The organism is Bosea sp. (in: a-proteobacteria) (assembly GCF_023953965.1).
Taxonomy (GTDB): Bacteria; Pseudomonadota; Alphaproteobacteria; order Rhizobiales; family Beijerinckiaceae; genus Allobosea.
On the sequence record NZ_JAMLIX010000002.1, the window covers coordinates 979,069 to 992,762 of the forward strand.

The following is a 13,694-nucleotide window of genomic DNA, read 5'->3' on the forward strand; positions in this document are numbered from 1 at the left end:
GAGAATCCAGGATCCGCCCTAGTTCGACGAGCTGACGCCGTCGCTCGTCGAGCTCGCGCTGAGGTTCTGCGAGTAGCTGATCTCGCCCAGCGTGCGCAGTTCGAGGCGGAACATGATCGTGCGCGTGTCCTTCGTCGCTCCGGCCTGGCGGTCGGCGTAGCTTTGCGAATAGCTGACGTCGAAGATCGTGCACTCGTCGGTGTAGTTGATGCCGAACGAGGTCCCGGCGGTCTGGAACGGGCCGGTATTCGGATAGATCGGCATCGCCGCCACGGTCGGAGCCGCCAGATAGGACGCATAGGCGGCCCGGAAGCGCTCGCGGTCGTATTTGTACTTGTCGAGGTCGAACAGCACGCTCGCCCGCACCCGCCAGTTCTCGAGGACTTTCAGCGAGCCGCTGAGCGAAAGGCCCTCGCGGCGCCGCTGGATGCCGAGATCGGGCTGCGGCTCGTAGCGGGCATAGCCGAGCGAGGTGGAGAGGAAGCTGCTGGAATAGGTCGCGGCGGCGTCGATCCGCTGTGCCTCGAAGGTCGTCGCGTCGAGCCGCGTCGCGCCGGTCAGGAAGAAGCCCTTGAACGGCGAGAACTGCGCGCGGGCCACGTAATCGGAGTTGCGGGTGTTGAGGCCGGAGTTCAGCCCGGTATTGACCAGGTCGCCGGTGGCGAAGGAGTTGCGCCCGCCGAGCTGGAAGGACTGGCCGATGAGCAGGTTGGCGAAGGCTTCCTTGCCGAAGCGCCCGGTATAGAGCGCGCCGACATTGGCGCGGGTGCCGCCCTCGACGCGGTCGAAGCCGGAGAACTTGCCGCTCCACTCGAACAGGTTGTTGGCGTCGAAGACCAGGCTCTGCGCATCCTCGTTGGCGACGCGCAGGCTGTTGGTCTCGTTCGGGCGCGCCACGATCTGCGCCACCGGCTCGACGATATGGGTGCCCCAGCCGGTCCGGGCGACGAAGGGATAGCGGTACATCAGCCCGATCGCCGGCATGACCCGGCCGAACACCTCGTCGGAGGTGTCGGCGATGGTCGCGACGCGGGAGTTGATCAGCCCGCCGGTGTCGGGGTTGATCGAGAAGACGTCGGCCCTGACCGAGGCGTAGGGCGTCCACATCTGGCCGATCGGGTCGATGAAGTTGCGTCGCCAGGCGAGCTGGGCCGTGGCGCGCGAGACATGGCCGGCGAGCCCGCGCACGAGGCAGTGGTTCTTGTCGTAGACGGCGCAGCCGTCATAGAGCGAATAGCCGGCGCCCGTGATCAGATAGCTCTGCTGCTGCGGCAGCTCGGTGAAGGCGGCGGTATCGCGCGTCAGGCTCGTGACGTTGACGTTGAAGGAGAGCTCGCCGCCGAGGAAGGACGGCTTGTGGACCCGCTTGTCGTAGTCCAGCACGGGCAGCACGACGGGCTGCTGCTTCTGCCAGTCCTGGTAGTTCAGGGGCTGGAAATAATAGCCGCGCAGGTCGAACCAGGCGCTCTCGCTCTGCCCGTTCAGATAGGCGGTCGAGATCGCTTCCTGGAGATAGGTGGTATTGCTCAGGGCCTCGTTGCGGATGCGGTAGTTCTTGTAGAACCAGCGATCGGTCGACATCGAGGCGTTCCAGCCGATGGTCCAGCGCGGGTTGATGAAGAACTTGCCGCTGGTTTCCACCGAGCCGCGGAACTCCTTGTCGCGCGGGCCGAGCGGGCTCGGCAGGAAGGCTTCCTTGTCCTGCTGGAAGATGCCCGAGGCCCGGATCGTGTAGGAGCCGTTCATCAGCCGGTGGCGCCATTCCACCTGGCCCAGCAAGCCCTGGCGGCTGAAATAGGTCGGCGTCAGCGTCAGGTCGTAATTCGGCGCCAGGTTGAGGAAATAGGGCAGGCCGACGCCGTAGCCGAGCGCCGAGGTGTTGATGAAGTGCGGCGACAGGAAGCCGGTCTTGCGCTTCACCGTCGAATCCGGCCCCGACATATAGGGGATATAGGCCATCGGGATGCCGGCGAACTCGACGCGGGCATCCTCGTAATAGATCGTCTGCTCGGATTTCTTGTGGATGATCCGCGCGGCGCGCACCTGCCAGAGCGGCGGCCGTTCCGGATTGTCCTTGCAGGGCTCGCAGGCCGTGTAGATGCCCTTGTCGAAGACGAAGGTCTCGCCGTCGGTGCGCTCGGCGCGCGGCGCCGAGAAGCGGGTCTTGTCCGGGTTCACGACGCGCAGCGAGTCGATGAAGCCGTCGCGGAAATCGTCGGTCAGGTTGAACCGGTCGCCGGTGATGACCGTGCCGTTGGCCTCGGTGATGCGGGCGTTGCCGATCGCGATGACGCGCTTGGCGCCCTGGTCGTAGATGACGCGGTCGGCCTCGATCGTACGGCCCTGATACAGGATCTGGACGTCGCCGACGGCCGCCACCGTCTTCTTGTCGTTGTCGTAGACGAGCTCGCGCGCATCGACGACCATGCGGTCCTGCGGCTTGGCCGGGGCCGCGGCCGCGGGCTGCCCGCCGGCCGCCCGGTTCTGGGCATGGGCCGTCCCGGCCATGAGATAGGCCAGGCTGGTGGCGAGCGCCGTCGCCGCCGCAAGGCGCGCCATGCGGTTCACGCCCGGAACCATCTCGTCAACTCGCCATTAACCATAGGCACAGTAATTCTTACCCGTCTTCCTGATGGAGGAGGGCGAGCACCCCCAGCATCGCACCCAATGCTGCGGGCAACCACGCCGCGACGACCGGATTGACGATTCCCGACGATCCGAGTTCCTCCGACAGTTGTGTCGCGACATAGAGCACGAAGCCGGCCGCGACACCACCTATCACCAATTTGGTCACACCACCAAAACGGAAAAATCTTAAGGAAACGGATGCTGCCACCAGCACCATGGCGATCAGCAGCAGCGGTCGCGCCATGAGCGATTGATAACGCAGCTCGTAAGGCGTCGTATCGAGCCCGGCGCGCCGCGTCCGCTCGATCACCGCCGGCATCGACCAGAAGCCCACCGCATCGGGCGGGGTGAAGCTCTGGCGCATCTGCTCGGGCTCCAGCGTCGTCGCGAGCACATAGCTCTTGTAGCTTTGCGGCTCTTCCGTGGCGGAGGTGGTGCGCGCATCGGAAAGCTCCCAGTGCCCCGGGCGCAGCAGGGCCTGCCGGGCATCGATGCGCTCCTTGAAGCTGCCGTCCGGGTTGAACACGAAGAAGGCGACCTGGCTGAGCCCGTCCTCGTCGGGCAGGGCGCCGGCGGCGCGCACGATCGCCTGGCCGTCGACGCTGCGCTGCCTCAGCCAGATCTCCTGGGACAGGCCGGATTTGCCGCCGGAGCGGACGAACAGGCGCGTCTCGAGCGCCGTGCCCTTGCGCTTCAGCTCGGCGGCGACGGGATTGTAGATCATGATCGAGATCAGCCCGATCACGCCCGCGACGGCCGCGGCCGGCTGCAGGAACTGCCAGGCGGAGACGCCGACGGAGCGGGCGACGACGAGCTCGAGCTTCCGGCTCAGCGTCAGGAGCGCGAACATGCCGCCGAACAGCGCCGCGAAGGGGAAGATCTGCTCGGCCACCGCCGGCGCCCGGAACAGGGCGAGCTGCACGATGCGCGGCGTCGTCGCGATCGGCGAATCGCCGGCGCGGCGCATCAGCTCGACGAAATCGAGCGTCCCAATCAGGAAGAAGAAAGTGCTGAAGACCCCGACGATGGCGCGCGCGAAGCGCCTCGTCAGATAGCGGCCGAAGGTTGTAAACAGCAGCATCAGGCGCGCCGGAAACGGGCCGCGAGCCCGCTGAGCGGCGCGGCGAGGGGGGCGACGAGGCGCGCCAGCGCGGGCTGGATACGCGCGCCGTGGAAGATGAAGACCGTGGCCAGGACGATGGCGGCGATCGGCAGAATGTAGAGCAGCGCCGCCGCGAAGGGCGAGCGCACGCTCGCGGTCCAGGCGGCGTAGGCGGCGATTCGGGTGGCGCCGACGATCATGATCGCCGACTGGATCGCCAGGGCCCGGCCCTGGCGGGTGGTGCGCGCCTCGCCGATGGCGGCGAACGCGATCAGCATGAAGGCGAAGGGATAGAGCGGCGCTGACAGCCGGTTGTGCAGCTCGGCCCGGAAGCGGCCTTCCTGGATCTTGTAGTAGGGCTCGTTCGGGTCCTGCCGCAGGAGATCCCAGGTCGAGCGCTCGCGCGGCTTGTAGATCACCTTGTCGCCGTCGCCCTCGCCGGGGCCGCCGCTGGAATCGCCGGTCAGCGCCGAGAGGTTCAGCGCATAGCGCTCGAAGGAGATGATCGAGGTCGTGCTGGTGTTCCTGGTCTCGCGCTGGATCGTGCCCTTCTCCAGCATCAGGAAGCTCTGGCCCTCTGCCTCGACGGTGCGGCCGCGCTCGGCCAGATAGATCGAGGGCTGCGCCGGATCGCGCCGGTCCTGCATGAAGATGCCGACCAGCGCGTCGCCGGCCTTCTCGCGGTAATGGAAGGTGACGCCCGAATCGAGCGAGACGAACTGGCCTTCCTTGACGACGTTGGCGACGAAATCGGCGCGGATCAGCGTGATCAGGTCGCGCAGCATGCGAAAGCTCGCCGGCATCACCGAGACCGTCATCCAGGCGACGGCGAGCGCGGTCATGACCGTGAGCACGAGGAAGGGGCGGGTGATGCGCTGCGGCGCCACGCCCGCGGCATTCATCACGATCAGCTCGGAATCGCCGTTGAGCCTGTTCAGCGTGTAGAGCGTCGACATGAACAGCGCCACCGGCGCGATGCCGGCGATCAGGGCCGGCAGCGAAAGCAGCGTCACGGTCAGGAAGATCAGGACCGTCTGGCCCTTGCCGGTGACGAGATCGACCTCGCGCAGCGCCTGCGTCACCCAGATCACGCCGGTGAGGCCGACAAGCAGCACGATCGCCGCGACCGCCGCGATCTTCAGGATGTAGCGGTCGAGGCGGTTGAGCGTCACTAAGTCGTTTCCGGCAAGGCGAGGGCGAAAGCCCTCGGGATGGTTCGTCGGACGCAACCCTATGGTATAGGCGCGAGGATGGCGCAAACGGGAATCGTTCGCGCCTTAGCCGTCGCCGTCCTTCCCAGCCAGTTTTCGCAAGATTGTGAGCGGATCATGTCGCAGCGCCTGAAGCTCGAGATCAAAGCCCCGGACGCCGTCGAGGGGCAGGACCTCGTGGTCCTCGTCTCCGACACGCTCGCCTTGCCGGAGGCGGCGAGGCGACCGGCCGGCGAAGGCGCGCAGGCGCTGCTGGCGCGGGCCGCCGCCGCCGAGCGCTTCAAGGGCAAGGCGTTCTCCGGGCTGACGCTGCCCGCGCCGGAAGGCGCGCCCTATGAGCGCCTGATCGCCATCGGCGTGGGGGCGCAGGACGAGCGCGCCGGGCTCGATTTCGTCAAGCTCGGCGGCGCGATCGCCGGCAGGCTTGGCGCGGGGCGCAGTGCCGAGATCGTGCTCGCGCTGCCCGAGGGCAAGATCGACGCGCAGCACGGCGCCGATCTCGCGCTCGGCCTCAGGCTGCGCGCCTATGCCTTCGACCGCTACAAGACCAAGAGCAAGGACAAGGACGAGGCCGAACCGCGCGCCGTCACGCTGCGCACGGCCGATCCGGCGGCGTTGAAGAAGGCCCTCAAGGCGGCGGACGCCGTCGCCGCCGGCGTCATCCAGGCGCGCGACCTCGTCAACGAGCCGCCCAACGTCCTCTATCCCGAGGAATTCGCCGAGCGGGCGGGAAAGCTCGAGAAGCTCGGCGTCGAGGTCGAGATCCTCGACGAGAAGGCGCTGAAGAAGATCGGCATGCGCGCGCTGCTCGGCGTCGGCCAGGGCTCGCGCCGCGAAAGCCGCGTCGTCGTCATGCGCTGGAACGGAGCGGGCAAGGGCGAGAAGCCCGTCGCCTTCGTCGGCAAGGGCGTCACCTTCGACACCGGCGGCATCTCGCTGAAGCCGGGCGCCGGCATGGAGGACATGAAGGGCGACATGGCGGGCGCGGCCTGCGTCGTCGGCCTGATGCAGGCGCTCGCCGCCCGCAAGGCCAAGGTCGACGCGGTCGGCGTGATCGGCCTCGTCGAGAACATGCCGGACGGCAACGCCCAGCGCCCCGGCGACATCGTCACCTCGCTCTCCGGCCAGACCATCGAGATCATCAACACCGACGCCGAGGGCCGGCTCGTGCTGGCCGATGTGCTCTGGTACACGCAGGAGCGCTTCAAGCCGCGCTTCATGATCGACCTCGCGACCCTGACCGGCGCGATCCTGGTGGCGCTGGCGCAGGAGCATGCCGGCCTGTTCAGCAACGACGACGAGCTCGCCGCGAGGCTCGCCGCGGCCGGCACCGCCACCGGCGAGACGGTCTGGCGCCTGCCGCTCGGCAAGGCCTACGACAAGATGATCGATTCGAAATTCGCCGACATGAAGAACGCCGCCGGCCGCCATGGCGGCTCGATCACGGCCGCGCAGTTCCTCCAGCGCCATGTCGGCGAGACGCCCTGGGCGCATCTCGACATCGCCGGCACCGGCATGGCCGCCAAGGACAGCGAGATCAACCGCTCCTGGGGGCCCGGCTGGGGCGTGCGCCTGCTCGACCGGCTGGTCGCCGATCATTACGAGGGGTGAGGTGGCGATGCGGGTGGTCCATGGCTGAGATCCTGTTCTTCCACCTGCAATCGCGCCCGTTGGAGCAGGTCCTGCCGACGATCCTGATGCGCGCCCTGTCGCGCGGCCAGAAAGCCGTCGTCGAGGTTTCGAGCCAGGAGCGGCTGAGCGCGCTCGACGACCATCTGTGGACCTATGCCGACGAGAGCTTCCTGCCGCATGTCACGGCGATGGAGGCGGATGCGGCACAGAACCCGGTCGTGCTGACGACGCAGGCGCATAATCCGAATGGGGCGCAGGTGCGCATCTGCGCCGACGGTGTCCGCATTCCCGACGCAATGCAGGATTACGAGCGCATCGTCCTGATATTCGACGGAGACGATCCCGAGGCGCTTTCTGCCGCCCGCGAGGATTGGAAGAAGGCCAGGGCCTCGGGCCATGCCGCCAGCTACTGGCAGCAGGACGAGGCCGGCCGCTGGGAGAAGAAAGCGTGAGACTGCCCGTTCTGCTCCTCTGCACCGCGGCCCTCGCCGGCTGCTCGGTCGATATGGGCGGCTTCGCCTTCCAGTCGCAAAAGAAGGACGGCGTCACCACGACGACGACCGCCAGCGCCAGCGCCGGCATCTCGACGGGCGAGCCGGTGCTGACGCCGGAGGGCGAATGCAGCGTCGGGGCCTCGCTCGATCCCTCGACCCGGCCGCTGCCGCAGGAGATCGCGCCCGGCATCACCGAATGCGAGCTGGTCAAGTTGAAGGGCGCCCGCCCGACCGACGTGCTGGTCGGCGAGAGCGGCAAGGGCCAGCGCGAGGTGCAGGTGCTCTATTCGGAGCCCGGCGGGCGCGAGATCTACCTGTTCACCGACAACCGCCTGAGCCGCATCGTCAAGCCGGGGCAGGGGTGACCCGCACGCGCGCTGCGGAAAGATCAGCCGCGGGGAACCCTCTCCCATAGGAAGAGGGGTTCCGAGCGGCGGTTCCCGAGGCCTGCCATGGCGTCATGCAACCGCCTCACGCGCTCTCCAGCTCCTCCCCCAGCGCGAGCCATTCCTCCTCGGCCGCGGCCAACGCTTCCGAGAGTTCCGCGCGCTGGCGCGAGATCTGGAGCGCCTTGTCGGGCTCGCGCGCGAAGGCGCCGTTGGCGAGCGCCGCGTCGACCTTCTCGATCAGCCCGGTCAGCCTGGCGATGCGCGCTTCGGCGAGGTTGAGCTTCTGCCTGAGCGGCCCCAGCACCGCCCGCTTCGTCGCGGCCTCCTTGCGCTCGTCGGCCTTGGGCTTCGCGGCGGCTTCAGGCGCCGGCTTGCCGCGCCGCTCGGCCTTGGCGGCGCCGAGCACATAGGTCCGGTAGTCGTCCATGTCGCCGTCGAAATTCTTCACCGTGCCGCCGCCGACGAGCCAGAGCCGGTCGGCGCAGGCCTCGATCAGGAAGCGGTCGTGGCTGACCAGGATGACCGCGCCGGGGTAGTCGTTGATCGCGTTGACGAGCGCGGTGCGGCTGTCGATGTCGAGATGGTTGGTCGGCTCGTCGAGGATCAGCAGATGCGGCCCGTGGAAGGTCGCGAACCCCAGCATCAGCCGCGCCTTCTCGCCGCCGGAGAGAAGCTTCACCGGTGTATCCGCCTTGGCGGCGGGAAAGCCGATCTGCGCCGCCTTGGAACGGACCTTCGCTTCCGGCGCATCGGGCATCAGGTCGCGCAGATGGCCGACGGCCGAATCCTCGATGCGCAATTCGTCGAGCTGGTGCTGGGCGAAATAGGCGGTCTCCAGCTTGCTCGACAACTTCATCGTGCCGGATAGGGGCGCAAGCCTCCCGCCGATCAGCTTGCAGAAGGTCGATTTGCCGTTGCCGTTGGCGCCGAGCAGCGCGATCCGGTCGTCGGGCGCGAGCGAGAGGTCGAGCCGCGACAAAACCTTGCGCTCGCCATAGCCGGCGCTGGCGTCCTCCAGCACGATCATCGGCGGCGAGAGCGGCTTTTCCGGGCCCGGGAAGACGAAGGGCTGCACGTCGCGGTCGACGATGGTCGCGATCGCCTGCATCTTCTCCAGCCGCTTGACGCGCGACTGCGCCTGGCGGGCCTTGCTCGCCTTGGCCTTGAAGCGGTCGACGAAGGCTTGCAGGTGCTTGCGCTCGGCCTCCTGCTTCTCCCGGGCGCGGGACAACTGCATCTGCTTCTCGGCGCGCTGCTTCTCGAAGGAGGAATAGCCGCCGCGATAAAGGGTCAGCTTGCCCTGGTCGAGATGCAGGATGTGGTCGACCGAGGTATCGAGCAGCTCGCGGTCGTGGCTGATGACGATCACGGTATGCGGATAGCGCTCGAGATAATCGTAGAGCCAGAGCGTGCCTTCGAGGTCGAGATAATTGGTCGGCTCGTCGAGCAGCAAGAGGTCGGGCTCGGAGAACAGCACGGCCGCGAGCGCGACGCGCATGCGCCAGCCGCCCGAGAAATCGGAGCAGGGGCGCTGCTGCGCCGTCTCGTCGAAGCCGAGCCCGTGCAGCACCATCGCCGCCCGCGCCGGGGCCGCATGCGCGCCGATATCGGCAAGCCGCGTGCCGATCTCGGCGATGCGGTGCGGGTCCGTCGCCGTCTCGGCCTCCTGCATCAGCGCCGTGCGCTCGGTATCGGCGGCGAGCACCACCTCGATCAGCCTCTCCGGCCCGCCCGGCGCCTCCTGCGCCACGCCGCCGATGCGCCGGCCCTTCGGCAGGCTGATCGAGCCGCCCTCGGTGCCGAGATCGCCGGTGATGATCCGAAACAGCGTGGTCTTGCCGGTGCCGTTGCGGCCGACGAAGCCGACGCGCGCGCCGTCGGGAATGGCGGCGCTCGCCCGGTCGATGAGCAGGCGCTCGCCGAGGCGGTAGGTGATGTCGTTGATCGTCAGCATGGCGGGCCGGTTTAGGCCATGCGCCGCCGCAAAAGGCAATCGAAAGCCGAGCCGAGCCGCCGATGACACGGTTTCGTCATGATATCGCCTCGGCCCCGCCCGCTGCGGCCCTCACCCAAGGGCAACCGGATATGTCGCGATTCGCTTCAAGGCTACCGCCCATGAATCTCTGCCAGCCCTATGCCAGCCCCCGCCGCGCCTCCGCGGTGGCGTCGCTGATGATCCTTGTCTCGATCGTCGTCGGCAGCGCCGCCGCGCTGACCACGCTCGTGCCGCTGTCCTGAGGGCTCACAACCCGCTGACATGCTTGCGGTTTGCCGGCCCAGCCGCTAACGCTGGCCTTGATGACCCGCACCGCCTTCTACACCGGCTCCTTCGATCCCGTGACCAACGGCCATGCCGACGTCATCGCGGCGGCGGCCGGCCTGTGCGAGCGGCTCGTCCTGGCGATCGGCGTCCACCCCGGCAAGACGCCGCTGCTCACGGTCGATCAGCGCGCCGATCTGCTGCGCGCGGTCGCCGGGCCGCTGCTCGAGGCGAGGGGCGCCTCGCTCGAGGTCGTGACCTTCGCCGATCTCGCCGTCGATGCGGCGCGGCGCGCCGGGGCGAGCCTCATCATCCGCGGCCTGCGCGACGGCAGCGACCTCGATTACGAGATGCAGATGGCCGGGATGAACGGCACCATGGCGCCCGATCTGCAGACGGTCTTCCTGCCGGCCTCGCCCGGCGTGCGCTTCATCACCGCGACGCTGGTGCGTCAGATCGCGGCGATGGGCGGCGACGTCTCGCCCTTCGTGCCGGCGCCCGTGCTCGCGGCGCTGAAGGCGCGCTTCGCCAAGGGCTGAACACGCTTTTGGTTTGCATTTTGCCGAGAGCGATGGTGTCTCTCGGGTAGAAGCGACTCGTTCCAGCGATCCCGGCGCGATCCCGCGCGGGGCCCTCCGACAGGTTTCCCGATGCGTCTTTCCCGCTATTTCCTGCCCCTTCTGCGCGATACGCCCAAGGAGGCGGAGATCGTCTCGCACCGGCTGATGCTGCGCGCCGGCATGATCCGCCAGCAGGCGGCGGGGATCTATTCCTGGCTGCCGCTGGGCCTGCGCGTGCTCGACAAGATCAGCAATGTCGTGCGCGAGGAGCAGAATCGCGCCGGCGCCATCGAGATCCTGATGCCGACGATCCAGTCGGCCGATCTCTGGCGCGAGAGCGGGCGCTACGACGCCTATGGCAAGGAGATGCTGCGCATCAGGGACCGGCACGACCGCGAGATGCTCTACGGCCCGACCAACGAGGAGATGGTCACCGAGATCTTCCGCTCCTACGTCAAGTCCTACAAGGACCTGCCGCTCAACCTCTACCACATCCAGTGGAAGTTCCGCGACGAGGTCCGCCCCCGCTTCGGCGTGATGCGCGGGCGCGAATTCCTGATGAAGGACGCCTATTCCTTCGATCTCGACCAGGCCGGCGCGCGCCATGCCTATAACCGGATGTTCACCGCCTATCTGCGCACCTTCGCCCGGCTCGGCCTGAAGGCGATCCCGATGCGCGCCGATACCGGCCCGATCGGCGGCGATTTGTCCCATGAGTTCATCGTGCTCGCCTCGACCGGCGAGAGCGAGGTCTTCTGCCACAGCGACTATCTCGATTTCGAGACGCCGGCGGCCGATACCGATTTCGACAGCCGCCCCGGCCTGCAGGGCCTCGTCGACAGATGGACGAGCCTCTACGCCGCGACCGAGGAGATGCACGAGGCGGACGCCTTCGCGGCGATCCCCGAGGGCAAGCGGGTCTCGGCGCGCGGTATCGAGGTCGGCCACATCTTCTATTTCGGCACGAAATATTCGCAGCCGATGGGCGCGACCGTGACCGGGCCGGACGGCCAGCAGACGGCCGTCCATATGGGCTCCTACGGCATCGGCCCGAGCCGCCTCGTCGCGGCGCTGATCGAGGCCGGGCACGACGAGGCCGGCATCGTCTGGCCGGACGAGATCGCCCCCTTCGACATCGCGGTGATCAACCTGAAGCCCGGCGACGCCGCGAGCGACGGTGCCTCCGAGCGCATCTACCAGGACCTCATCGCCAAGGGCTACGACGCCCTGCTCGACGACACCGACGACCGGCCGGGCGCCAAATTCGCCAAGGCCGACCTGATCGGCATGCCCTGGCAGGTCATCGTCGGCCCGAAGGGGCTCAGCGAGGGCAAGGTCGAGATCAAGCGCCGCGCCGGCGGCGAGCGCGAGATCGTCTCGCTCGAGGCCGCGCTCGACCGCTTCAGGGGCAGGGCGGCGTGACGGGACGCCGGGCATGAGCGTGGGCGACAGCGCGGACGTCCCGACCGGCACGAAACCCTTCGCCGGCTTTGAATGGCAGCTCGCGGGGCGCTATCTGCGCTCGCGCCGGCGCGAGGGCTTCGTCTCGGTCAACGCCGCCTTCTCCTTCCTCGGCATCATGCTCGGCGTCGCCACGCTGATCATCGTGATGTCGGTGATGAACGGCTTTCGCAAGGAGCTCCTGGAGAAGATCGTCGGCGTCAACGGCCATATCTTCGCCACCCCGATCGACCGCCCGCTCGACGATTACGACAGCGTCGCCGAGCGGCTGCGCAAGATTCCCGGCATCAAGCTCGCCATTCCGCTGGTCGAGGGGCAGGCGCTCGCCTCCTCGCAGACCGGCAACAACGGCGTGCTGGTGCGCGGCGTGCGCGAGGCCGACATCAAGGAGATTCCCTTCATCGGCGGCAACGTCCGATCCGGCACGCTCGAGGGCTTCGATGCCGCCCCGCCCGGCGTCGCCATCGGCATCCGCCTCGCCAACGCGCTCGGCCTCCAGGTCGGCGACATGATGACGCTGGTCTCGCCCCAGGGTGCCTCGACGCCCTTCGGCACGGCGCCGCGGATCAAGGCCTATCCGGTCAAGGCGATCTTCGAGATCGGCATGACCGAGTTCGACGGCACCTTCGTCTACATGCCGCTCGCCGAGTCGCAGGCCTATTTCAACCGCGACGGCGACGTGAACGTCATCGAGATCTTCGTCGACAACCCCGACAGGACCCAGGCCGTGCGCGACGCGATCGAGGCCGACGCGCCGCGCCCGCTCGTCCTCTCCGACTGGCGCCAGCGCAACCGCAGCTTCTTCAACGCGCTCGAGGTCGAGCGCAACGTGATGTTCCTGATCCTGACGCTGATCGTGCTGGTGGCGGCGCTGAACATCATCTCCGTCATGATCATGCTGGTGAAGGACAAGACCGAGGACATCGCGATCATGCGCACGATGGGCGCGACGCGGAGCGCGATCCTGCGCGTCTTCCTGATCACCGGCACCTCGATCGGCGTCGCCGGGACCTTCGCCGGCTTCGTGCTGGGCCTCTTGTTCTCGCACAACATCAAGTCGATCATGGCCGTGCTGAACTGGATCACCGGCGCCAATCTCTGGGACCCGACCGTGCGCTTCCTCAGCGACATTCCCTCCGTCGTCGATTGGCGCGACGTCACCAGCGTCGTGGTGATGGCGCTGGTGACGTCGCTGCTCGCGCCGCTCTATCCGGCCTGGAAGGCGGCGAGGCTCGATCCCGTCAAAGCACTGAGGATGGGCTGAGCATGGGCCAGGATATGCCCGCGCTCTTCCTGTCGCAGGTCGAGCATTTCTATCCGCAGGCCGACGGGCCGCTCGAGGTGCTGCGCAAGGCCGATTTCGCGCTCTGGCCCGGCGAGGTCGTGGCGCTGGTGGCGCCCAGCGGCACCGGCAAGTCGACGCTGCTGCACGTCGCCGGCCTGCTCGAGAAGCCCGAAGCCGGCGAGGTCTTCGTCGGCGGGCTCGCCACGACAAAGCTCGACGACAGGGCGCGCACGCGGCTGCGCCGCACCGAGATCGGCTTCGTCTACCAGTTCCATCATCTCCTGCCCGAATTCACGGCGCTGGAGAACGTGGTGCTGCCGCAGCGCATCCGCGGGCTCGGGCGTGGCCTCGCCGAGGAGCGGGCGGCCGAGCTCCTGAGCTTCCTCGGGCTCGGCGACCGGCTCGACCATCTGCCGGGCGAATTGTCCGGCGGCGAGCGGCAGCGCGTCGCCATCGGCCGGGCGGTCGCCAACGGGCCGCGCCTTTTGCTCGCCGACGAGCCGACCGGCAATCTCGACCCGCAGACGGCGCAGCACGTCTTCGGCACGCTGATGGCGCTGGCCCGCGCCTCGGGGCTGGCGGCGCTGATCGCGACGCACAACCTCGACCTCGCCCGCCAGATGGACCGGCAGGTCACGATCCGCGAAGGGCTCGTCGTCAAGCTTTAGGCGG

At 68.0% G+C, this 13,694-nt stretch carries 12 protein-coding genes; 8 read left to right on the plus strand and 4 right to left on the minus strand.

The window, feature by feature from the left end; genetic code table 11:
- Nucleotides 1-18 precede the first annotated feature (18 nt).
- The 3 genes from M9917_RS19760 to lptF are packed head-to-tail and all read right to left on the minus strand — an operon-like array spanning nt 19 to nt 4,902.
- The gene (locus tag M9917_RS19760; protein ID WP_297256589.1) at nt 19-2,580 is read right to left on the minus strand and encodes an LPS-assembly protein LptD; all 2,562 of its coding nucleotides are present in this window, start codon (nt 2,578-2,580) and stop codon (nt 19-21) included.
- A 37-nt stretch (nt 2,581-2,617) separates the two neighbouring features.
- The gene (gene lptG, locus M9917_RS19765; protein ID WP_297256591.1) at nt 2,618-3,709 is read right to left on the minus strand and encodes an LPS export ABC transporter permease LptG; all 1,092 of its coding nucleotides are present in this window, start codon (nt 3,707-3,709) and stop codon (nt 2,618-2,620) included.
- On the minus strand, nt 3,709-4,902 hold the full coding sequence (lptF, locus tag M9917_RS19770; RefSeq protein ID WP_297256593.1) for an LPS export ABC transporter permease LptF: 1,194 nt from the start codon (nt 4,900-4,902) through the stop codon (nt 3,709-3,711). Before lptF ends, lptG begins: the two co-directional genes overlap by 1 nt.
- Before the next feature lie 156 nt (nt 4,903-5,058).
- On the opposite strand from lptF, the gene M9917_RS19775 reads away from it, so the two are divergent.
- Genes M9917_RS19775 through M9917_RS19785 form a run of 3 tightly spaced genes read left to right on the plus strand, consistent with a single transcriptional unit; the run spans nt 5,059 to nt 7,432 of the window.
- Nucleotides 5,059-6,552 carry a leucyl aminopeptidase gene (locus M9917_RS19775; protein WP_297256595.1) on the plus strand — a complete coding sequence of 498 codons (1,494 nt, stop codon included), beginning with the start codon at nt 5,059-5,061 and terminating at the stop codon, nt 6,550-6,552.
- A 20-nt stretch (nt 6,553-6,572) separates the two neighbouring features.
- Nucleotides 6,573-7,025: a DNA polymerase III subunit chi gene (locus M9917_RS19780; protein WP_297256597.1), complete on the plus strand. Its 453-nt coding sequence runs from the start codon at nt 6,573-6,575 to the stop codon at nt 7,023-7,025.
- A complete protein-coding gene (locus tag M9917_RS19785) occupies nt 7,022-7,432 on the plus strand; it encodes a hypothetical protein (protein WP_297256599.1) in 411 nt (136 codons plus the stop codon). Before M9917_RS19780 ends, M9917_RS19785 begins: the two co-directional genes overlap by 4 nt.
- Before the next feature lie 106 nt (nt 7,433-7,538).
- Here M9917_RS19785 and M9917_RS19790 read toward each other — a convergent pair whose 3' ends face one another.
- Complete coding sequence (locus M9917_RS19790; protein ID WP_297256600.1) at nt 7,539-9,410, minus strand: ABC-F family ATP-binding cassette domain-containing protein; 1,872 nt, start codon at nt 9,408-9,410, stop codon at nt 7,539-7,541.
- A gap of 161 nt (nt 9,411-9,571) precedes the next feature.
- On the opposite strand from M9917_RS19790, the gene M9917_RS19795 reads away from it, so the two are divergent.
- From M9917_RS19795 to M9917_RS19815, 5 genes are all read left to right on the plus strand, one after another.
- Nucleotides 9,572-9,694 (plus strand): hypothetical protein, encoded by a 123-nt coding sequence (locus M9917_RS19795; RefSeq protein WP_297256602.1) that lies wholly within the window; start codon nt 9,572-9,574, stop codon nt 9,692-9,694.
- Between the two features lie 60 nt (nt 9,695-9,754).
- Nucleotides 9,755-10,255 (plus strand): pantetheine-phosphate adenylyltransferase, encoded by a 501-nt coding sequence (gene coaD / locus M9917_RS19800; RefSeq protein ID WP_297256604.1) that lies wholly within the window; start codon nt 9,755-9,757, stop codon nt 10,253-10,255.
- Between the two features lie 111 nt (nt 10,256-10,366).
- Nucleotides 10,367-11,698, plus strand: coding sequence for a proline--tRNA ligase (gene proS / locus M9917_RS19805; protein WP_297256606.1), 1,332 nt, complete (start codon nt 10,367-10,369; stop codon nt 11,696-11,698).
- Between the two features lie 13 nt (nt 11,699-11,711).
- The gene (locus M9917_RS19810) at nt 11,712-13,001 is read left to right on the plus strand and encodes a lipoprotein-releasing ABC transporter permease subunit (protein WP_297256608.1); all 1,290 of its coding nucleotides are present in this window, start codon (nt 11,712-11,714) and stop codon (nt 12,999-13,001) included.
- Nucleotides 13,002-13,003: 2 nt separating this feature from the next.
- Nucleotides 13,004-13,690 (plus strand): ABC transporter ATP-binding protein, encoded by a 687-nt coding sequence (locus M9917_RS19815; protein WP_297256610.1) that lies wholly within the window; start codon nt 13,004-13,006, stop codon nt 13,688-13,690.
- Nucleotides 13,691-13,694 lie beyond the last annotated feature (4 nt).

What these genes read in the sequence shown, in the direction of transcription:
- M9917_RS19760 (WP_297256589.1), bottom strand. Translation starts at nt 2,580, where the DNA reads ATGGTTCCGGGCGTGAACCGCATGGCGCGCCTTGCGGCGGCGACGGCG.
- lptG (WP_297256591.1), bottom strand. Translation starts at nt 3,709, where the DNA reads ATGCTGCTGTTTACAACCTTCGGCCGCTATCTGACGAGGCGCTTCGCG.
- M9917_RS19775 (WP_297256595.1), top strand. Translation starts at nt 5,059, where the DNA reads ATGTCGCAGCGCCTGAAGCTCGAGATCAAAGCCCCGGACGCCGTCGAG.
- M9917_RS19780 (WP_297256597.1), top strand. Translation starts at nt 6,573, where the DNA reads ATGGCTGAGATCCTGTTCTTCCACCTGCAATCGCGCCCGTTGGAGCAG.
- M9917_RS19790 (WP_297256600.1), bottom strand. Translation starts at nt 9,410, where the DNA reads ATGCTGACGATCAACGACATCACCTACCGCCTCGGCGAGCGCCTGCTC.
- M9917_RS19795 (WP_297256602.1), top strand. Translation starts at nt 9,572, where the DNA reads ATGAATCTCTGCCAGCCCTATGCCAGCCCCCGCCGCGCCTCCGCGGTG.
- coaD (WP_297256604.1), top strand. Translation starts at nt 9,755, where the DNA reads ATGACCCGCACCGCCTTCTACACCGGCTCCTTCGATCCCGTGACCAAC.
- proS (WP_297256606.1), top strand. Translation starts at nt 10,367, where the DNA reads ATGCGTCTTTCCCGCTATTTCCTGCCCCTTCTGCGCGATACGCCCAAG.
- M9917_RS19810 (WP_297256608.1), top strand. Translation starts at nt 11,712, where the DNA reads ATGAGCGTGGGCGACAGCGCGGACGTCCCGACCGGCACGAAACCCTTC.
- M9917_RS19815 (WP_297256610.1), top strand. Translation starts at nt 13,004, where the DNA reads ATGGGCCAGGATATGCCCGCGCTCTTCCTGTCGCAGGTCGAGCATTTC.